We start from the raw sequence: 18,248 nt of genomic DNA, 5'->3' as shown, positions 1-18,248 counted from the left end.
GAGGACGACCATGCCGACCGACACCGATCTCCCCTTCCTGTTGCTCTCCATTCGGGGAGAAGACGCGGCTGCCGACGACGAGTACCAGGCGATGATGCGGTTCGCCGGCCTCGACGAGACCGCGATGCCGCGAATCCGATTGACGCACAGCCCGTTAGGCGATATCGATCTCGACGACTGGTCGGGCATCATCCTCGGCGGCGGCCCCTACAACGCCAGCGATCCACAGGAAGCGAAGAGTTCGACGCAGCAGCGCGTCGAGGGCGAGTTGCTGGCGTTAATCGATCGCATTGTCGATCGCGACTTCCCGTTCCTCGGATGTTGCTACGGCGTCGGGATGCTCGGCGCGGTCATCGGGGCCACCGTTGACCGCAGTTACCCCGAACCGGTGGCCGCAGTGACGATCACGTTGACGTCGGCGGGCCGGCAGGACCCGTTGTTTGCCGAGCTGCCCGAGGTTTTCGACGCGTTCGGTGGCCACCGCGAGGCGGCCAGCGCATTACCGGCCGACGCGGTGTGCCTGGCATCCTCACCCGATTGCCCTATCCAGGCGTTCCGTGTCGGCTCCAACACCTACGCGACCCAGTTCCATCCCGAGCTGGATCTAGCGGGGATCCTGACCCGCATCGACGTCTACAAGAACCATGGCTACTTTGCACCCGAGTCCGCTGAGGCCCTGAAAAAGGCTGCCCGCCAACGTCATATCGTGCATCCGCCAACCATACTGCGGCGGTTCGTGCAACAGTACCGCCGGCCGAGATAACGAGAGGCTCAGCCGCGGTACTCGGGGGTCCAGTGCACGTCGGCGATGCGTTGGGCCAATTCGTCGTCGCTGCGCACCGGTGCGATGCCTTCGGCGATGGCCTGGCGCCCCACGGCATGGGCGATGCGCCACGCCACGTCGGAAACCTCAGACCACGAAGGCAGCAGCGGCGCAACAGGATCGGAAAGGGCAGGCGATGCCTCACCGAGCGTGGCCGCGGCCACCCGCATCATCTCGTCTGTGACGCGGGTAGCTTGGGCCGCAGTCACCGCAAGCCCCATGGCCGGGAAGATGTACACGTTGTTGCACTGGGCGATAGGCCGCGCCTGGCCGCCGCGCTGCAGAGGCGCGAACGGCGAGCCGGTGGCGATCAATGCGCGCCCATCGGTCCAGTGGTCCAGCTCGGCCGGGTGTGCCTCGGCGCGGCTGGTCGGGTTGGACAGCGGAAAGATGATGGGCCGCTCGGTTTTTCCCGCCATCTCCCGCACGATCGGTTCGGTGAAGGCCCCCGCCGCGGTGGACAGTCCCAGCAGGATCCCGATGTCCTCGTGGTGGACGACGTCGGCAAGCTGGGCGGGGCCAGACAGGTCCCAGCCCGCTACGCGGTCCACCGGCTGCGCGAACTGTCGTTGGCCTCTCGTCAGGTCAGTGCGGTCGTCGGTGAGCAGGCCGTTGACGTCGACGACCCAGATCCGTGCCAACGCGTCGGCTTCGGACAATCCTTGGGCGATCATCTCGCGCTTCACCATGTCCAGCACGCCGATGCCCGCAGACCCGGCCCCCAGCATCAAGACCTGCTGCTGTGACAGCGGACGGCCCGCGACGTTCGACGCGCCGTGTAGAGCGCCGAGCGTCACTGCGGCGGTGCCCTGGATGTCGTCGTTGAACGTCAGCAGCTTGTCGCGATAGCGCTCCAGAATCGGCAACGCGTGCGCGGTGGCGAAGTCCTCCCACTGCAGCAGCACGTCGGGCAACTGCTCCTGAACGGCCGATACGAAATCGCCGATGAAGGAGTAGTACTCGTCGTCGCTGATCCGCCGGTGTCGCCAGCCGAGGTACTGCGGATCCTCGAGGAGCTCGACGTTGTCGGTGCCGACGTCGAGCACGATCGGCAGGGTGCAGGCCGGGTCGATGCCGCCGATGAGGGTGTAGAGCGACAACTTCCCGATCGGGATGCCCATGCCCCCGATGCCCTGATCGCCGAGGCCGAGAATGCGCTGTCCGTCGGTCACCACGATCACCGCCGGGTTGCGGTGGGGACGGTTGTCGATCACCTCGGCCAGCCGGTCGCGGTCGGGATATGACACGAAAAGCCCGCGCGGGCGTTGGTAGATCTCGCTGAACCGCTGACACGCCAGTCCGACAGTGGGGGTGTACACGATCGGCATGGTCTCGGTGATGTGATCCCGCAACACGCGGTAAAAGAGGGTCTCGTTGCGGTCCTGCAACGAGCGCAGGTAGATGTGCTTGTCGAGATCGTCTCGGCGCCGGCAGAATTCGTGCCAGCAGTGGTCGCTCTGTTGGTCGAGCGTCTTCTCCGCGGTGGGCAGCAGGCCCAACAGGCCGTACTTGAGACGCTCGTCGTGGGTGAACGCGGTGCCCTTGGTGGTCAGCGCGTCGAACAGCTTCGCTTGCCCCGTCAGTTCGCCACCCGATGCGGGCATTGGGCCGCCCCCTCCTGCCGATTGCCTGCCTCACACGCTAGCGGGGAACGGCAGAATACAGCGAGAGACAGCGAGAGACGGGCAAGAGATAGCCTCGAGGGATGCAGACCGTCGAGTACGCCCCGGGCCGGCGGGCCGACCTTCTCGGTGACCCGACGCAACCCACCGTGCTGATCTGGCACGGCATGCAAACCGACTCGCGCACCGCGATCCGGCCGCTCGCGCAGTTTGTCGCAGAGCATGGGCTGTCGGTCATCGCCGCCGACTGGAACGCTCATGCGGCCGACGGGGGTCGCGACGATTTACTGCAGTCGCTGCGCTTCGCGCAGCAGCGCACGAGTGAGGGACTCACGTTGGTCGGCTGGTCGATGGGTGGTCTCGCGGCAGCGGGCCTGACGGTTCAGGCCGAGCGCCATGATGTCTTTCTGCGTCATACGGTCTGCCTGGCGGGCGCGTTCATGGCAACCGACCCGATCTCCGGGCGCTCCCCGGCCGCCGAGCTGGGCAACACCGATCGGCGGTCATTCTTCTCGCTGCTGCACGGAATCGGCGACGACGTCGTTCCGTTGTCGGCCAGCAGGCAGTTCGGCGCAGAACTCGAACGCCACGGCTGGCCCGTCGAGGTCGTCGAACTCGACGCCGATCACGGCTCTATCGCAGGCGCCCGTTACGACTCTGCAGCCGACCGGTATCACGCCGCCGACGATCCAGGCACCCTCGCGGTGGCCAAGGATGTGGCGGCCCGCATCGCAGCCGTGTCGCGCTGACTTACCCCGCCGCATTCGGCTTCAACGGCGGGCAGGTGCCGTCCTTGTCGGCGGCGAGCTCGAAATGCCAGACCTCGTTGGCATAGATCTGACACAGCCCGAACCGAGATCCGTTGCGGATCAACCACGTATCGGCCTGCACGGGTCCCACGTCGACGGCCTTGCCGACGACGTGCTGCGAAATCTCGGGTGAGGCGACGAATTGCGCTGCGGCTTCCGGGCTTCCATACGTGCGCACGCCGTCGTCGAACAGCCGCTTCTGAAACCCCTTGGTCCGCCACCCGGACGTGATCTGCATGTCGATTCCGTCGTCCTTGGCCTCACGGGCGGCGGCCTGGATAGCGGCCAGCAACGGCGGATCCAGCCAGGTGATGACCGGGTTCGTCGTCTCGAACGGCGACAGGGTGTGACCATCGGGCAGGTATCCGCCGATCGTGTCGGTGGCGGCGGACCCGATGGAGAACGTCTCGCCGTCAGGGGTCGCGTGCGCTGTGGCGCAGGCCACCGAGAGCATGGCCACGCCGATGCCCGCAACCAACGTCATCCGCAGCGGCATAGCGCAAAGAATATGGCAGGCTCGCATGGTGGACCTGCCGCAGCCGGACCCGCGCGCCGCCATCTGCGGACGTCGTGCCGTCCGTACTAGCCGCAATGGGGGTCGCCGAGTTCGACCGCAGGATCGACGTCGCCGCCGAGGTCCGCGGTGCCTGTGTGCTGCTGGTCGACGGACTGGGTGCCGACTTGCTCGACGCATATGCCGACGACGCGCCGGTGATGGCGGCGCTGCGGGGCCGGACGCTGCAGGCGGGCTTCCCGTCGACGACGGTGGCCGGACTGGCCGCCGTCGGCACCGGGTGCCGCTCGGGTGAACACGGGCTTGTCGGGTTGTCGTTCCGGCTGCCCGGTGTCGGGTTGATCAATCCGCTGCGGTGGCGCCCGCACCCGCGCGGCGGTGACCTTCGCGACGCCGCACCGCCCGAGCAGGTACAGCCGCTGCCGACGACCTTTGAACGGGCGGCCGCCGCGGGGGTCGCGGTGAGCGTCGTATCTGGCGCCGAGTTCACCGGCTCGGGTCTCACCCGTGCGGTGCTGCGGGGTGGTCGATATGTCGGGGTGCTGGCACTCGGTGATTTGGCAGCCGGCGTGCATACCGCTGTCGCCGACGGTGGCTTCTGCTACGGCTACCACGGCGAGGTGGATCTGATGGGCCATCTCTACGGTCCCGGTTCTGCGGCGTGGCGCATGCAACTGCGCGAGGTGGACCGACTGGTCGAGTCCATCGTCGAGGGCCTTCCGCCCGGCGGGCTGTTGGCGGTGGTGGCGGACCACGGCATGGTGGCCGTCGACGACAACGCGGTCGACATCGATGACAGTGCCGATCTGCTCGACGGCGTGGCGGCCATCGGCGGGGAGCCGCGGGCGCGGCACGTCTACGTCGACGACGGCGCCGCCGAGTCGGTGCTCGCCGCGTGGCGGGAGACGCTCGCCGACCGCGCGTGGGTGGTCTCCCGCGACGAGGCCGTTGCGGCGGGGTGGTTCGGTGGACCGGTCGGCGACGCTGTCCTGCCGCGTATCGGTGATGTGGTCGCGGCGGCCCGCGACTCCGCAACGATGGTGCGGCGCACCGTGGAGCCCGTGTTGTCGTCGTTGGTCGGCCACCACGGCTCGCTCACGGATGCCGAGCAGCGCATACCTCTGTTACTGGCCCACGGCTGAGATTCGCGCCCGGTCGTACCGCTTGATCCAGTGCTCGGCGATGACCCTGATCGGCTCGGCGTTGAGAAAATGCAGCTTTTCTCTGCCCCGCCGCTCGGTGATCACCAGCTCGGCCGCCTCGAGCACCGCCAGGTGTTTGGCGACCGACTGGCGCGCCATCGTCAGCGTCGAACAGAGCTCGCGAAGGCTCTGGCCGTTGCGCTCATTGAGGCTGTCGAGGAGGCGGCGCCGGCTCGGGTCGGCCAGCGCCTTGAACACGTTGTCCATCGCGCGGATTCTTTCACGTCATGCAGCCATACGGCTGCGCGAGGAGATAGGCACCTACCCGGCTGCTTGTCGGTGGTCAGGGCGTTTTCTTTGCTAAAGCTGCGGTTGTTGGTCTGGTTTGCCCCGGCGATGTGATGGGCCGGTCGGGGCGTTCGGGGTCAAATTGGTTCAGCACCGGGGTCTATGGTCGAAAATTACTGCAGTGCAATGCTTTAGCGCAGATCTGATTCGACAGGCGCCCTTTTTGGGTACGCCGGAATTGCTTGCAGCACAGCATTGTTCGAATGATTACTGAAGTGAATCAGACCACTGCAGTGCGGAGTAGTGAAGGGTGTCACAGATTTTGGGACCCAAATTGCAGCTCTGTTAGTGTCCGACGCCATGTTTGCTGTCGCTACCGCATCGCTGCTTACGCTCGTCCAGCAGCTGTCCGGCACGCCCTACATCTCCGGCGGAGATTCGGCCGCAGGAACGGACTGCTCTGGTCTGGTGTCGTTTGTCACCAACGCCGCGACCGGCCGCCCCATCTACGGCGACCGGTTCAATACCGGCAACATCGAGGGCGCTCTCAAGGCGCGCGGCTTCCAGTACGGCACCAAGCCGGGAGCCCTGAACGTGGGATGGAACGGCGGCCACACCGCCGCGACGCTCCCTGACGGGACGCCGGTGTCGTCCGGAGAGGGCGGCGGAGTGAAGGTCGGCGGCGGGGGCGCCTTCCAGAGCCAATTCGCCAAGCACATGTATCTCGAGGTGGCGCAGCCAGAAGCGCCCGCGCCCGAGGAAGCCCTTCCGCCCGGCGTCCTGCCTCCGCCTCCAGAGGCCCCGCTGCCGCCGGAGGGTCCCGTCGTCGGGGTCGGGATGGAGGCTCCGCTTCCGCCGCCTCCTGGTGCCGAACTGCCCCCACCGCCCGGTGCCGAACTGCTTCCGCCTCCGGGCGAGTTGCCGCCGCCTCCGGCTGGGGAGGTTCCCCCGCCGCCGGTCGTCGCGTAGGTACCATCGCGCACGAAATACCTTCGCGCAGAACGACATCCGGCGGTAACGGCCGAAATCGATTGGGCCCGAAACGAAAATCTCAGCTCGGTCTGGACTGGACGTAGAACTCGACGTCGTCGCCCTCGACCTTGGTGACCTTCATGTGGGCGGTGTACGGCGTGCCTTCGGGACCGGTGAATTTACAGTCGAATTCGACTCCGACTTCGGCGTCCACACCGTCGGGACACGTGACGTCCTTCGGCTTGAACTTCGTCTCCCGCGAAACGACGTCGACCACCGATTTGGCAGCGCCGTTCGGATCGATCTTGGATCCGCAACCGCTGACAACGACTGCCAGCACGGCGGCAACAGCCGGTAATGTGCGGCGCACCGTCGCAGTATGGCAGAAAGGCGGCGAGCAGCAGTCCATTTCGCGAGCCGTCGAAAGGTGCGACCGCCGACGGTGCGATTCCGCCAGACCAGGGCCAGAATTGGTAGTGCGACGAAAGGACCCGGTCATGGCAACCGACCTGACGCTCTACCTGGACGACCAGCCCGGCGAGCTGGCACGCATCGGTGACATCCTCGGCCGCGCCGGCGCCAACATCTCTGGATTGTGCGCGGTCACCAGCGGTGGCGGGCAAGCCGAGCTGCACATCCTCGTCGACGATGCGACGTCGGCATTCGAGGCTCTACAAGGTGCGGGCATCCAGATCGCAGCCGAGCAGGAGGTGCTCGTACTCGACATCGAGGACAGGCCCGGCGCGCTGGGTGAGGCCGCCCGTGAGCTCGGTGCGGCTCGAGTGAACCTCACCCTGGCCTACCTCGCGACGAAAACCCGGCTGGTGCTGGGCGCCGACAACCTCGCCGACGCTAAAGCCGCCGTGCAGTGATCACGTCGTGCGTTCGGCCTGCCTCAGGCGCGCTTTGACTTCTTTGACCGACTCAGCGGCGGTTCGGCTGGCCTGCTTCGCCGCGTCGTAGGCCTTTTCGGCCGCGTCGAGGTTGCGCTCGGCCTCCTCGAGCCGCTGCCGCATCTCGTCGCGGCGAAGCCGGGCAACCGCCAGATCCGTTTGCCTGTCCGACATTTCGTTGTCGGCGTCGTCCTTGGCGCGCTCGGCAGCGGCCAACGCCTCGCGCGCCTCGGCGGACTGACGCCGCGAACGTTCCTTAACAGTCGAGATACCAGTCGAGATTTGCGTCTTCTGTCGACTGGTACGGAAGGTTCGGTGATCGGTGTCGGGCGTGGCTTCCGCTTCGGCCTTCTCTTTGGCCTTGCCGCTTCGCGCGGCGGCGGAGACCGCGATCGACGCGCCGAAGTCGCCGAAGCCCGACCACTGTTCGGCCTTCGCCAGATGTCCGAGGCGGTCGGCGACATCGGGGTCGGCGATCGCCGCCTGCAGCGTCGCGGTGACATCCTCGCGCAGCGATGCCGTCGGGTTCGTCACCTCCGCGCCGTCGATCGCGGCACGGGTGAGCTCGTCGACGAGCGACCGTTGTTCGGCGGACAGCTCGCGGATCGCGGCGCCGTCCATCGCGGCGTGCGCGGAGCGCAAGCGCTCCCCCAGATCGATCAGCGAACGCTTGGCGTCTGCATTGGTATGCGCGAGCACATTGACGACCCAGGCGGCGGTCGTCGGCCTGCGCGCTGAGGAAAGCTGCTTCACCGCCGCGGAGTCACCGCGCTTCTTGGCCGCGGCGGCAAGCTTGGAGCGGAGGGCGGTGAACTCCTCCGGCCTGGCTTTGTAGAGTTCGTCGAGCTCGTCAGCGGCCATGACGCCATGATGCGCCATCGACGCGGGAAGCCCGGCGGGGCGCTCGCAGGCGGCATGAGACACTTTGGCCATGGTTGTCGCAATCGATCGCCCCAAGCTCGAGGGAAACATCGCTGTCGGCGCGGACCGCAGGATCGGGTTCGCCGAGTTCGGTGCTCCGCGGGGCCGCGCCATCTTCTGGCTGCACGGCACTCCCGGCGCCCGCAGGCAGATCCCGACCGAGGCGCGGGCCTACGCCGAGGAGGCCGGCATCCGGCTCATCGGGATCGACCGGCCGGGCATCGGGTCGTCGACGCCGTACCAGTACCCGAACGTGCTCGCCTTCACGGAGGACATGAAGACCATCGCCGACACGCTGGGTGTCGACAAGATGGCTGTCGTCGGCCTGTCCGGCGGTGGCCCGTACACGCTGGCGTGCGCCGCGGCGATGCCCGACCGGGTCGTGGCGGTCGGCGTCGTCGGTGGTGTCGCACCCGCGACCGGGCCCGACAGCATCGGCGGCGGCTTGATGGGCAACCTTGGAACGCGTGTCGCGCCGGTGCTGCAGGTGGCCAAAGTTCCGATCGGTGTGGTGGCCACCACGCTGATCAAACTCATCCGGCCGGTCGGCGGGTTGGCCGCCGACCTGTACGGCCTGGTGTCGCCACCGGCCGACCGTGCGCTGCTGGCCCGCCCCGAGATCAAGGCGATGTTCCTCGACGACCTGCTCAACGGCAGCCGCCGGCAGATGGCCGCGCCGTTCTACGACATCGTCGTATTCGCGCGCGACTGGGGATTCCGGCTGGACGAGGTCAAGGTGCACGTGCGGTGGTGGCACGGCGACGCCGACCACATCGTGCCCTTCGCGCACGGTCAGCATGTGGTCTCGCGGCTGCCCGACGCCGAGCTCTTCCCCATGCCGGGCGAAAGCCACCTCGGCGGGCTGGGCCGTGCCGAGGAGATCTTGCGGTCGATGCTCGAGCTTTGGGACAAGGCCGGCGCACACTGACACCATGAGGGCCATCGTGCTGCTCGCCCAGAGCGCCGCGTTGGATCAGGCGGGCACGGTTCATGCTCTCGGCCTCGGTTGGACGGCGAGTTCGACACCCGTGCCGCAGCATGCGCTTGTCATCTTCGTCGAGGTCGAGTGGTCAGAGCTCAACACGTCGTTCCCGATCCGCGCCGAGCTGGTCGACAGCGACGGTGTTCGGGTCGCACACACCGAACACGGGGTCATCAAGGCCAAGCACAAACCTGTCCACCCCGAGGGCACCCCGGTCACCATCCCGTTCACCGCCACTATTCCCCCGCTGAAGCTCGTCGCAGGACAGCGTTACCAGTGGCGGGTCTCGATCGACGACGAGATGCACGAGGACTGGCTGGCCGGCTTCACCGTGACAGATGAGAACTGATTATCTCAATCCTCAAGCAGCGCAGGGTCTTTCACGCTGAGAAGTACTCGTCGTAGTAGGTGCATCGCGACGGTCGTCGACCTCTCCCGGATATCAGAGCGGTTTCCGGGGAGCAGCAGGGTTCTCGTCAGCGTCGCGCCGTCGGCAAGCATCACCGAAAAGCACACTGTCCCTACGGGTTTGTCCTTCGTGCCGCCGCCGGGCCCGGCGATGCCGGTGGTCGCCACGGCGGTGTCGGCGTCGAAGCGACGCAGTGCTCCGGCGGCCATCGCCTCGGCGATCGGCTCCGACACCGCCCCGTGCGATTCGATGAGCGCGGGATCCACGCCCAGCATGTCCGCCTTGGCTTCGTTGCTGTACGACACCACGCCCCCCATGACGTATGCCGATGACCCCGGAATGTCGGTGAGACGCGCCGCGACCAGTCCGGCCGTGCACGACTCGGCAGTGGCGATGCGGCGCCCGGCAAGCAGCTCTGCCACCTGGTCGTCGACGAGGCTGCCGTCTTCCGAAAAGATATGGCGCGCATGGTGTTCGCGCAACACGTCCAGCAATTCGGCGTAGACGGATGCGGCGTCGGATTCATACCGCGTGACGATTTCGAGCTCACCCCGCCGAAGGCAGGTGGTGATCTCGAGCCGATCAAAGCCATCGATCCGAACCTCGGCCTCGCGTAGCGTCTCGGCAAGTGCGGACTCCGGAAGTCCGAACATGCGCACCATCTCCTGCCGGTACTGTGTCCGGCCCGCGATCGCCTCCTGCAGCGCAGGCGTTTTCAGCGCGGTGTGCCACATCGGCTGCAGCTCTCGCGGCGGACCCGGCAGCACCAGGACTGTGGGCGCGCCCGGCACCACGACTCCTGGAGCGGTGCCGACCGGGTCGAGCACCGTCGCACCTACGGGCACCATGGCCTGCTTGCGGTTGGCCGCCCGCACCGCATCGAAGTCGAGGTCGGTGTATCGCCCGCGCAACCGCATGAGGATGGCGGCGATCCGCTCCTCGAGGTCGTCGTCGAGCACCAGTTCGCGGCCGCAGAACTCGGCCACGACCGCCACCGTCATGTCGTCGGCCGTGGGGCCGAGGCCGCCGCTGGTGACGATGAGGTCGACCCCCGCGTCGGCGAGGAAACGCAACGCCGCCGTGATGTCATCGGGCCGATCACCGCAGATCGTGATGTGGGCCAGCTCAACGCCGAGCTCGAGAAGCCGGTCTGCGAGCCAGGGGCCGTTGCGGTCTGCAACCCGTCCGGTCAAAACCTCTGTCCCGGTGACAACGATGCCGGCGCGTGCACTCACGGATCATGCATACACGCATGCATACGGGAGGGCGAACCTGACGCCGCGTCAGCGGTCGTCGTCACGGGGTGCTTCATCGCGCGTACCCGCACCCGTGCCCCGCGGTGCGGCACGAGAATGACGTGTTTGACCTTCTGCCGTTCGCCGGTGGCCGTGGTGGTGTCCAAATCGACGCGGCGAAGAATCTCCCGTAACACCACCCGCATCTCGACCATCGCGAAAGTGGCGCCAAGGCAGCGACGATTGCCTCCGCCGAACGGCAGCCATTGGGTCGGCCCCGGCGTAGCGCCGAGCATCCGATCGGGAACGAAGCGATCGGGCTGCGGGTACTGCTGGGAACTGCTGTGCACCAACCCGATTCCCGGCGCGACCATGACACCGGCGGGCAGCCGGTAGCCGGCCAGCTCGACCGGCTCCTTGAGCACGCGGCCGACGTCGAAGACCACCGGGCGGATCCGCAGCGCCTCCTTGGCGACCGCGTCGAGGTATTCGTCATCGCTCCCCTCGGCGGCGCGCACCGCCTTGTCGAGAATCGCCGGGTGGCGGGTCAGTCGCTCCAGTGCCCAGGACAGGCCGGTGGCGGTGGTGTCGTGGCCCGCGACGAGCAGCGTGATGAGCTGGTCGCGCAGTTCCCGATCGGTCATGGCCGGGCCACCCGCACTGCTACCGTCATGCCCAGCCCGCACCAGCATCGCGAGTGCATCGGTGCGAGCCTCGAGGTCGGGATCGGCTCGGCGGTCGGCGATCTCGGCGTAGAGCAGCCGATCGGCTTCCTCCATGTTGCGGCGCAGCGACCGCCACAGCCCAAGCCGCTGCAGGTTCGGGTTGGCGATGGCCAGCGTCGCCCATGGCGTCACATTGAGCAGCTTGGGCATCACGGCGCGCAGGGCCGCCAGGCGAGCCGGGTCCGAGGCGCCGATGACCGTCCGCAGAATAACCTCGAGCGTGATCTCCGACATCTTCGGTGCGACCGGGAACTCGGTGCCCACCGGCCAGGTCGCGATATTGTCCGCCGCGATCTCGGCCATGACGGTTGTCTGCCGAGCGACCGCGTCGCGGTGAAAGGCGGGCAGCATCTGTCTGCGTCGCTCGCGGTGAACATCGTCGTCGATGACCAACACCGAGCTGGAGCCCAGCAGGCCGGCCAGCATCGAGTTCGCCTCACCCGCGTGAAAGACGCTGGGGTTGCCCGCGAAAACCTTTTTGATCTCGGTCGGATCGTCCAGGTACACGAGCGTGCCCATGGTGGCGATCCGCATCGTGAACACGCTGCCGTAGCGCCGCCTACACGCCGAGATGAAGCGGGGCCAGTAGCGCGCCATCAATGCGGCCTGAAGGGGTGCGGGCAGTCGCGGGCCCGGCGGCAATTGCTCGCGCGCGGGGGCACCCATGTCCCGAGCATACGAGCCAACGTGCCTGTCGAGGCCGAAAGCGGCGTGATCACACCGGGACTCGGCGGCCCCGATCCGAGCCCGGCCACACATAGGGCAAGTCGTCGGCCACGTCGGGGAAGAACCGACGATAGAACTCGGGGTCCTTGCGGACCAGCGCGGCCTGGTGGCTGCGGTGAAAGTCCCGGTCGCCGAGCCACGGCGGCAGCTCCGCGGCCGTCGCCAGCTCGGCTTGTGTACGCACCGTCCGAGTCCCTATCGCCTGTGTCAGATCGCCGACGAGGGTGGCCGCACAGGTGTCCGCCCTACCGCTTTCGCACCACACCGCGCAGACGTCGAGCCCGTACCGAACGAGCGCCTCTTCGTAGCCCGCCCACATGGCAGCGGCGGGGTGATGGCGCCATCCGTAGCCCGCGACGGTCAGGGCACGCAGCACTTGGATGGTCTCGACTCGCTGCTTGCCGAGACGACGAACATCAAGCACCCGCGCCGAATCGGTGAATCCGGGGTACGGGAGGAATGTCTGCATCCGAAAGTCACCGGTACGGCGTGAAGGTGACGACGAGAACGTCGCGGCGCGCCGGTCGTGCGGGATCGAGCGGCCGGATCGGTGAGACGCGATGCAGCGTGCACCGGTCGTCGCCAACCAGCATGGTGCCCGGCTCACGCAGTGTCGTCTGCAACAGCGGCGTGCCCGACGGGTCGCAAACGGTGCTCTGGCCGCCCGAGGCATTCTCCCGCCCGATGAGCAGCGAGGTCACCAGGGTGACACCGTCGCGGTGCAACCCCTCGGGCGTCGGGTCGCCGGCGCCACCGGCCGTGCTCAACACCCGGAACGGCGTGACCTTCGCGCTCCATACGGCGGCATCGTCGAGGGTGATCGCGATTCCGCCCAGGAATGTCAGCAGTCGATGCAGCAGCGGATCTTTTGCGAATGCCGCGGTCAGCGGCTCGAAGGCGCGGCCGCGATCGATGTAGAGCGGGTTGGAGTTCTCCGGCTGAACGAACTCGTCATGCGGCAGAAGGCGGACGGAGCCGTCGGCGGCCGAATACTGGAAGTGCCCGTAGCGCCGCAGCCGGTTGATGCCGAGTTCGGCGGCGTAGCTGTCGGGCGCCAGGGCTTCCCAGTGCCGGGCAAAGCGAGGCCAGTCTATGGCCTCGACGCCCAACGTTGATGACAGCTGCTGGCTTGAGAGCACCTGCACAAGCGGCGACTGGCGTCCGGCGAGGAGGGTCACCCGGCTCGGATACCCATCTCGATTACTGTCATTCGCGTGACGGCGCCGAAATCCCTGCGCGAGCTGTTCAACCAGATCGGGTTGCGGGAGGTGGCCTCCGGCGACGGAACCGTCGTGATGGAGATGCCCGTCGATGAGCGGGTGACGAACACCGCGGGCGGGCTGCAGGGTGGTCTGATCGCCACGATGGCCGACGTGACGGCGGGGCAGCTGGCCGCTCGCAGCACGCCGTTCGGCCATGCGATCGCGACCACCGACCTGTTCATCCGCTACCTTCGGCCGATCAAGGTCCGCAACGGACCCGCGCGGGCTGTTGCCCGGATCCTGCGCACCGGCAAGCGGTCCGTCGTAATCCAGGTCGATATCTTCCGCGGCGACGACGGCGAGTTGGGCGCGACAGCCACGGTCAACTTCGCCGCGGTCGGATAATCGGAGAGGACTGCAACAGCATGGATCTGACGGGCGTGGGCATCTGGAGTCACCAGCTGCGATACGGCGACAAGGGCCAATCGGCCGATGCCGCAGCCGAATTGGCCGAGCTCGGCTACACCGCGCTGTGGATACCCGACGTCGGACGGACACCTGTACTCGACTCGGTCGAGCACCTGCTGTCGGCGACGAACGACATCGTGATCGCCACAGGGATTCTCAACCTCTGGATGAACGACCCGGCCGACGTGGCGGCCTCCTACGCGGCGTTGACCGGCGCGCACGGCGAGCGGTTCCTGATGGGCATCGGCGTCAGCCACGCGCCGTTGATCGACGCGACCGAGCCGGGCCGCTACCGCAAACCGCTGGCCGCCACCGCCTCATTCCTCGACGCCCTTGACAGCGCCGAACACCCGGTGCCGGCAGGCGCCAGGGTGCTCGCGGCGCTCGGGCCGAAGATGCTGCAGCTGGCCGCCGACCGCTCCCGCGGTGCCCATCCCTACCTTGTCTCCCCCGAGCACACCCGCTACGCCCGCGAGGTGTTGGGCGAGGGCCCGCTGCTGCTGCCGGAGCAGACGGTCATCCTCACCGACGACGCCGACGAGGCGCGCGCCATCGGAACCGGTTGGATTCGGCGGTATCTGGCCATGCCGAACTACGCGAACAACATGCTGCGGCTCGGCTTTTCCCGCGACGAGGTGGCATCGGTGAGCGACCGGCTGTTCGACGCGATCATCGGGTGGGGCGACGAGGCCGCGGTGGCGGGGCGGGTGAACGAGCACTTCGCCGCCGGCGCCGACCACGTGTGCGTTCAGGTGCTGAGCGCCGACCTGAACTCCTACCCCCGCGAGGAGTGGCGCCGCCTCGCCGCGGCGCTGCGCTAGTAGCTAGCCGATCGGCACCACGGTCGGCGGCGTGTTGTAGCCGGCGACGCGGACCCACTTGGCATCCGTGCCGTCGGTCGGTACGACGCCGTGCACGTCGACGGTTTCTCCGGGGAACACGGTCACGTAGTTGTCGCTGTACTCGATGGGCAGGATCTCGTCGCCGTTCGGGGCGGCCAGAATTTCTGCCCGCTCGAAGAACGCCACCCGCTGGGTGGGGTTGTGCAGGCGGATGGTCACGCCGTTCTCCCCCGCGGCGTCGTTGTGCTGTGCGCTGATCTGCAGCGGTACCCGCGGCATCCAGTTCAGCGCGGTCATGTCTGCCCAGCTCACCTGCTTCAGTTCGAACGCCCAGTCGTTGGTCGGGTCGCCGAGTTCGTCGCGCTGTTGTGACTGCCAGTAGACGTTTTCGGCTTGGACCCCACCGTCGTCGTCGAGCACCTCGCACCGCACGAAGAACACGGACGAGTCGCGCACGACCCTCGGCAGGGTCATCGCCTCGGTGCTGCTGCCAGAGGCGACGCGCAGGTTGTCGGTCGTCCGGTCATCGCGCAACTTGCCCTGCAGGTCGTACATCCGGACGCGGACGCGCAGGTTCGACCGGTCCTCCGGCGTTTGGTTGACCAGCGTCACGTGTGCTGTGGTGTGGTCGCCGGTGGCGTAGGAGTCGAACACCACAGACAGCGGCCGCAGTCCCTTTTTGGCGCCGTAGTAGGCGCCACCGGGCCGTAGGTAGTAGTCGAAGATGTTGCCGAAGAACGACGGCCAGTGGTTGTTGAGCATCCAGTAAATCGTCATCTTGTGGCTTGCCCACCCGTTGGCGGCAAACGCCTCGAACTGCGCGCGCGTCGACTCATAGTGCGCCAGTTGGGCTTTGCGCGTGAATTCCTCGGCGTCGTCAGACGGGCCGTAGCGCCGGTCGACCGCCCGTTTGATGCTCTGCAGGGTGGCGTTCTTCGGGTTGGATCCGGCGTGGAAGTACCAGGTGTCGTTGATGGGCCACAGCTTGTCGGGCGGAATGAACTTCTTCAGGCTTTCGAACGGCGGGATGTGCTCGTTGTCGCCCTGTTCGGCAGTCGATCCTCGGGTTGCTCCGTAGCGCCCGCTGAACCAGTAGCCCGGCGGTCGCCAGCTGTACGGGCCTGCCATGTGGATGCCGTCCCAGTCGCGCTCGCCGGTGGCATCCCGCGCCAGCGACGAGACGGTGTCGACAATGGCGTTCTGCCAATGTGAATCAGCAAGTACCGCATGGTATCTCGCCAGCACGTCGGCCGGTGGTTTGCCGTCGCTGCCGTTGGCCCAGATGAATACGGACGGGTGTGACCGCAACATCAGGATCTGCGACCGCAGGCTTTCGGTGGCGACCCGGCGGTCCTCGTCGTCCCACTGCGACCACTTCTCCCATTGGTTGCAGCACATCCAGCCGAACATGAGCGGGATGCCGAGTTCGTCGGCCTTCTCCGCGATGTGCTCGCCGGGGAACTTGCCTTCCAGCCGCACCATGTTGAGGCCGAGATCCTTGACGTAGCGCAGGATCGCGTCCTCGCGGTCCTGGTCATAGGCGTACAAAAGGTCTGGCGTGTATGCCGCGCCTCGAACCAGAAGATCGCGCCCGTTGACCGTCAGATAGAAGTTCCCGCCCTTTCCGAGATCGGGGAAATCGCCGTCGCTGTCGCGGTGCTGAACGACCGTACGGATCCCGAACCGTTGGTCGGAGGAGTCCGAAACCTGCCCGGACTGGGTGAATTCCAGATGCAGGTCGTACAGATTCGGGTCGCCGAGCGTGTAGGGCCACCACAGGTCGGGGTGGTCCACCGTCAGGTCGTCGAACTGGTCGGGGCTGAAGGTGACTTCACGCTGCTCGCCCGCCAGCAGCGTCATCGGCTGTTCGACGTCGATGGTGGGTTTACCGGGCCGGCTGATCGTCGCGCGTAGCACCCCGCGGACCCGGTCGGTGGAGTAGTTGCGGACCGAGCCGTAGATCGACAGCCGCGCGGAATCGGTCCGCGGCAATGGCAATTCGGTGTTGACCACCGACGGCCCGAGAGCCACCTCGCCCGCTGTCTTGAGGTAGACCGGCTTCAAGATGCCCGCATTACGATCGGACACAAACGAATTGCCCCGCTCGGGGTTCTTTCCCGGGCCTTGGTAACCGAGATAGTTCCAGTTGATCCAGTCCCACCAGCTGTCGGCGAGTTCGACGCCGTTGACGTCCTGCAACGCCCGCTCGGGGGTTACCTTGATGGCCAGCGTGTTCGGTTCGCCGGGGCGGATCCAGCGTGCGACGTCGAGTTCGTGAGCGTTGTACATGCCGACGATCTGGGTGTTGCCCGCGACCAGGTGCCCGTTGAGCCAGACCTCGGCGCGGTAGTTGATGCCGGGCAACTCCAGCAGGTAGGTGGTGTGGCCGGCGGGCGCGGTGAACGACGTGCGGTACCACCAGTCCTGCTTGTAGAGATCCGGTGGGACCTCGTCGACCAGGTTCTTGCCGTAGTACAGGTCGGGAAACGTGCCGTCGTCCTGCAGCGCCTGCAACACCGACGACGGCATGTGGCGCACGCCGTGCCAGCCCGGCGTCGGATGGTCCGCGCGCGAAATCGCCGCACCGTCGCTGCCCACCCGGGTAGCCGACGCCAGCTGCCAGCCGTCAGACAGTTCCATCCGGTCGGGCGGCTGCTGAGGCCTGACGAAGCTGGGCAGCGATCCTGCACAGGTCAGCAGCAGCAAGACGATGAGGATTGCGGAGAGTGTCCTGCGACGCCGGGGCGGTATGGCACTCTCCTCTCGGTCGCTTCGGACGCCTCGCATACACGTCATCGAAGACACTACGGTCGACGACGCACCCTGAGCTGATTGTGAAGTAGAACCGTAGTCTCTGCGACATGATCGCGGAGTCGTCGGGTCGGGTCGCCGAGATCGCTGCAAGCCCGCCGGGAGCCCGGGTCGGTGCGTTCTTCGACCTGGACGGCACGCTGGTGTCCGGCTTCACGGCCACGGCCCACGCCGGTGATCGGATCCGGCGCAGACAGGCGCGCATCGGCGAGATCCTCGGCGTGTTGGAGGCGTCGATCAGATATCGCCTGGGCCGCATGCAGTTCGAGCGTCTCATCGTGCGGGCCGCGGGCTACCTGAAGGGTGAGTCGTTGCGCGAGCTCGACGCGCTCGGTGAGACGTTGTTCGTCCGCCATATCGCGGGGCGGGTCTACCCGCTGATGCGTGAGGTGGTGGCCGCACATCAGCAACGCGGCCATACGGTGGCGCTGTGCTCGTCGGCGCTGACGATCCACGCCGAACCGGTGGCCCGCGCGCTGGGCATCAGCCGGGTGCTGTGCAACCATTTCGAGGTCGACGAGAACGGTCTGCTGACCGGCGGCATCGTGCGCCCGGTCATCTGGGGGGCCAGCAAAGCCGATGCGGCACAGCGGTTTTGCCGCGACAACGGGGTGGACCTCGCCAGCAGCTTCTTTTACGCCGACGGCGGCGAGGACGTCGCCTTGATGTCGGTGGTCGGGCATCCGCGGCCGGTCAACCCGCGCGCCGGCTTGGCGGCTGCTGCAGCGGCCAATGGTTGGCCGGTGCTGCGCGTGACCGCCGAAGGCCGAAAACGTCGAGTTTGATGGCGGCGCCCGTGGGCAATCCCTGAGCCGGATCGCCGGCCATGTCGGCCATCCACGCCATTTTCCTGTGAGAAACGAG

Annotated in this window: 18 protein-coding genes and 2 pseudogenes; 10 read left to right on the top strand and 10 right to left on the bottom strand. The window is 67.0% G+C overall.

Features of this window, described 5'->3' with window-relative positions:
- Positions 1–10: 10 nt before the first annotated feature.
- The gene (locus A5651_RS18845) at positions 11–763 is read left to right on the top strand and encodes a glutamine amidotransferase (protein ID WP_066984270.1); all 753 of its coding nucleotides are present in this window, start codon (positions 11–13) and stop codon (positions 761–763) included.
- An 8-nt stretch (positions 764–771) separates the two neighbouring features.
- Here the strand turns inward: A5651_RS18845 and A5651_RS18840 are convergent, their stop codons facing one another.
- Positions 772–2,427 carry an NAD-dependent malic enzyme gene (locus A5651_RS18840; protein WP_066984267.1) on the bottom strand — a complete coding sequence of 552 codons (1,656 nt, stop codon included), beginning with the start codon at positions 2,425–2,427 and terminating at the stop codon, positions 772–774.
- Between the two features lie 101 nt (positions 2,428–2,528).
- Between A5651_RS18840 and A5651_RS18835 the strand changes: the two genes are divergently transcribed.
- Positions 2,529–3,194 carry an alpha/beta hydrolase gene (locus tag A5651_RS18835; protein ID WP_066984264.1) on the top strand — a complete coding sequence of 222 codons (666 nt, stop codon included), beginning with the start codon at positions 2,529–2,531 and terminating at the stop codon, positions 3,192–3,194.
- A 1-nt stretch (position 3,195) separates the two neighbouring features.
- Here A5651_RS18835 and A5651_RS18830 read toward each other — a convergent pair whose 3' ends face one another.
- Positions 3,196–3,750 (bottom strand): M15 family metallopeptidase, encoded by a 555-nt coding sequence (locus tag A5651_RS18830; protein WP_082943845.1) that lies wholly within the window; start codon positions 3,748–3,750, stop codon positions 3,196–3,198.
- A gap of 28 nt (positions 3,751–3,778) precedes the next feature.
- On the opposite strand from A5651_RS18830, the pseudogene A5651_RS18825 reads away from it, so the two are divergent.
- A pseudogene (locus A5651_RS18825) lies at positions 3,779–4,910 on the top strand (alkaline phosphatase family protein).
- On the opposite strand, the pseudogene A5651_RS18820 reads toward A5651_RS18825, so the two are convergent.
- A pseudogene (locus A5651_RS18820) lies at positions 4,902–5,177 on the bottom strand (ArsR/SmtB family transcription factor); the annotation flags it as partial. The pseudogenes A5651_RS18825 and A5651_RS18820 sit on opposite strands and share 9 nt — an antisense overlap.
- Positions 5,178–5,558: 381 nt before the next feature.
- Here A5651_RS18820 and A5651_RS18815 point away from each other — a divergent pair.
- On the top strand, positions 5,559–6,167 hold the full coding sequence (locus tag A5651_RS18815; RefSeq protein WP_066984403.1) for a glycoside hydrolase: 609 nt from the start codon (positions 5,559–5,561) through the stop codon (positions 6,165–6,167).
- A gap of 82 nt (positions 6,168–6,249) precedes the next feature.
- On the opposite strand, the gene A5651_RS18810 is transcribed toward A5651_RS18815, so the two are convergent.
- Positions 6,250–6,540: a DUF4333 domain-containing protein gene (locus A5651_RS18810; RefSeq protein WP_066984400.1), complete on the bottom strand. Its 291-nt coding sequence runs from the start codon at positions 6,538–6,540 to the stop codon at positions 6,250–6,252.
- A 127-nt stretch (positions 6,541–6,667) separates the two neighbouring features.
- Here A5651_RS18810 and A5651_RS18805 point away from each other — a divergent pair, with 127 nt between their 5' ends.
- Entirely contained in the window at positions 6,668–7,042 is a 375-nt protein-coding gene (locus tag A5651_RS18805) for an amino acid-binding protein (protein WP_066984258.1), read from the top strand.
- On the opposite strand, the gene A5651_RS18800 is transcribed toward A5651_RS18805, so the two are convergent.
- A complete protein-coding gene (locus A5651_RS18800; protein WP_066984397.1) occupies positions 7,043–7,924 on the bottom strand; it encodes a hypothetical protein in 882 nt (293 codons plus the stop codon).
- Positions 7,925–7,994: 70 nt separating this feature from the next.
- Between A5651_RS18800 and A5651_RS18795 the strand changes: the two genes are divergently transcribed.
- Both A5651_RS18795 and A5651_RS18790 read left to right on the top strand, forming a co-directional pair.
- Entirely contained in the window at positions 7,995–8,912 is a 918-nt protein-coding gene (locus A5651_RS18795) for an alpha/beta fold hydrolase (protein WP_066984255.1), read from the top strand.
- A 4-nt stretch (positions 8,913–8,916) separates the two neighbouring features.
- On the top strand, positions 8,917–9,315 hold the full coding sequence (locus A5651_RS18790; RefSeq protein WP_066984253.1) for a hypothetical protein: 399 nt from the start codon (positions 8,917–8,919) through the stop codon (positions 9,313–9,315).
- 5 nt (positions 9,316–9,320) lie between these two features.
- Here A5651_RS18790 and A5651_RS18785 read toward each other — a convergent pair whose 3' ends face one another.
- From A5651_RS18785 to A5651_RS18770, 4 genes are read right to left on the bottom strand one after another with little or no spacing between them, the layout of a single operon-like run.
- On the bottom strand, positions 9,321–10,610 hold the full coding sequence (locus tag A5651_RS18785; protein WP_066984250.1) for a competence/damage-inducible protein A: 1,290 nt from the start codon (positions 10,608–10,610) through the stop codon (positions 9,321–9,323).
- Positions 10,607–12,001, bottom strand: a complete 1,395-nt coding sequence (locus A5651_RS18780; RefSeq protein WP_066984244.1) for a cytochrome P450 — start codon at positions 11,999–12,001, stop codon at positions 10,607–10,609. Before A5651_RS18780 ends, A5651_RS18785 begins: the two co-directional genes overlap by 4 nt.
- 49 nt (positions 12,002–12,050) lie before the next feature.
- The gene (locus A5651_RS18775; RefSeq protein WP_066984240.1) at positions 12,051–12,530 is read right to left on the bottom strand and encodes an MSMEG_6728 family protein; all 480 of its coding nucleotides are present in this window, start codon (positions 12,528–12,530) and stop codon (positions 12,051–12,053) included.
- 7 nt (positions 12,531–12,537) lie between these two features.
- Positions 12,538–13,239 (bottom strand): 2OG-Fe dioxygenase family protein, encoded by a 702-nt coding sequence (locus tag A5651_RS18770; RefSeq protein ID WP_066984237.1) that lies wholly within the window; start codon positions 13,237–13,239, stop codon positions 12,538–12,540.
- A 36-nt stretch (positions 13,240–13,275) separates the two neighbouring features.
- On the opposite strand from A5651_RS18770, the gene A5651_RS18765 reads away from it, so the two are divergent.
- Together A5651_RS18765 and A5651_RS18760 are read left to right on the top strand one after the other, a co-directional pair.
- A complete protein-coding gene (locus A5651_RS18765; protein WP_066984234.1) occupies positions 13,276–13,668 on the top strand; it encodes a PaaI family thioesterase in 393 nt (130 codons plus the stop codon).
- Positions 13,669–13,688: 20 nt separating this feature from the next.
- The gene (locus A5651_RS18760; RefSeq protein WP_066984230.1) at positions 13,689–14,552 is read left to right on the top strand and encodes an LLM class F420-dependent oxidoreductase; all 864 of its coding nucleotides are present in this window, start codon (positions 13,689–13,691) and stop codon (positions 14,550–14,552) included.
- Positions 14,553–14,555: 3 nt separating this feature from the next.
- Here A5651_RS18760 and A5651_RS18755 read toward each other — a convergent pair whose 3' ends face one another.
- A complete protein-coding gene (locus tag A5651_RS18755; protein WP_066984395.1) occupies positions 14,556–17,213 on the bottom strand; it encodes a glycoside hydrolase in 2,658 nt (885 codons plus the stop codon).
- 221 nt (positions 17,214–17,434) lie between these two features.
- Between A5651_RS18755 and A5651_RS18750 the strand changes: the two genes are divergently transcribed.
- Positions 17,435–18,169, top strand: a complete 735-nt coding sequence (locus A5651_RS18750) for an HAD family phosphatase (RefSeq protein WP_066984227.1) — start codon at positions 17,435–17,437, stop codon at positions 18,167–18,169.
- Positions 18,170–18,248 lie beyond the last annotated feature (79 nt).

Source organism: Mycobacterium sp. 1274761.0 (assembly GCF_001668615.1).
GTDB lineage: Bacteria > Actinomycetota > Actinomycetes > Mycobacteriales > Mycobacteriaceae > Mycobacterium.
This window is presented reverse-complemented; position numbering and strand designations above follow the sequence as displayed.

What these genes read in the sequence shown, in the direction of transcription:
- A5651_RS18815 (WP_066984403.1), top strand. Translation starts at nt 5,559, where the DNA reads ATGTTTGCTGTCGCTACCGCATCGCTGCTTACGCTCGTCCAGCAGCTG.
- A5651_RS18805 (WP_066984258.1), top strand. Translation starts at nt 6,668, where the DNA reads ATGGCAACCGACCTGACGCTCTACCTGGACGACCAGCCCGGCGAGCTG.
- A5651_RS18845 (WP_066984270.1), top strand. Translation starts at nt 11, where the DNA reads ATGCCGACCGACACCGATCTCCCCTTCCTGTTGCTCTCCATTCGGGGA.
- A5651_RS18835 (WP_066984264.1), top strand. Translation starts at nt 2,529, where the DNA reads ATGCAGACCGTCGAGTACGCCCCGGGCCGGCGGGCCGACCTTCTCGGT.
- A5651_RS18840 (WP_066984267.1), bottom strand. Translation starts at nt 2,427, where the DNA reads ATGCCCGCATCGGGTGGCGAACTGACGGGGCAAGCGAAGCTGTTCGAC.
- A5651_RS18750 (WP_066984227.1), top strand. Translation starts at nt 17,435, where the DNA reads ATGATCGCGGAGTCGTCGGGTCGGGTCGCCGAGATCGCTGCAAGCCCG.
- A5651_RS18830 (WP_082943845.1), bottom strand. Translation starts at nt 3,750, where the DNA reads ATGCCGCTGCGGATGACGTTGGTTGCGGGCATCGGCGTGGCCATGCTC.
- A5651_RS18755 (WP_066984395.1), bottom strand. Translation starts at nt 17,213, where the DNA reads ATGGAACTGTCTGACGGCTGGCAGCTGGCGTCGGCTACCCGGGTGGGC.
- A5651_RS18775 (WP_066984240.1), bottom strand. Translation starts at nt 12,530, where the DNA reads ATGCAGACATTCCTCCCGTACCCCGGATTCACCGATTCGGCGCGGGTG.
- A5651_RS18790 (WP_066984253.1), top strand. Translation starts at nt 8,917, where the DNA reads ATGAGGGCCATCGTGCTGCTCGCCCAGAGCGCCGCGTTGGATCAGGCG.
- A5651_RS18795 (WP_066984255.1), top strand. Translation starts at nt 7,995, where the DNA reads ATGGTTGTCGCAATCGATCGCCCCAAGCTCGAGGGAAACATCGCTGTC.
- A5651_RS18760 (WP_066984230.1), top strand. Translation starts at nt 13,689, where the DNA reads ATGGATCTGACGGGCGTGGGCATCTGGAGTCACCAGCTGCGATACGGC.
- A5651_RS18800 (WP_066984397.1), bottom strand. Translation starts at nt 7,924, where the DNA reads ATGGCCGCTGACGAGCTCGACGAACTCTACAAAGCCAGGCCGGAGGAG.
- A5651_RS18780 (WP_066984244.1), bottom strand. Translation starts at nt 12,001, where the DNA reads ATGGGTGCCCCCGCGCGCGAGCAATTGCCGCCGGGCCCGCGACTGCCC.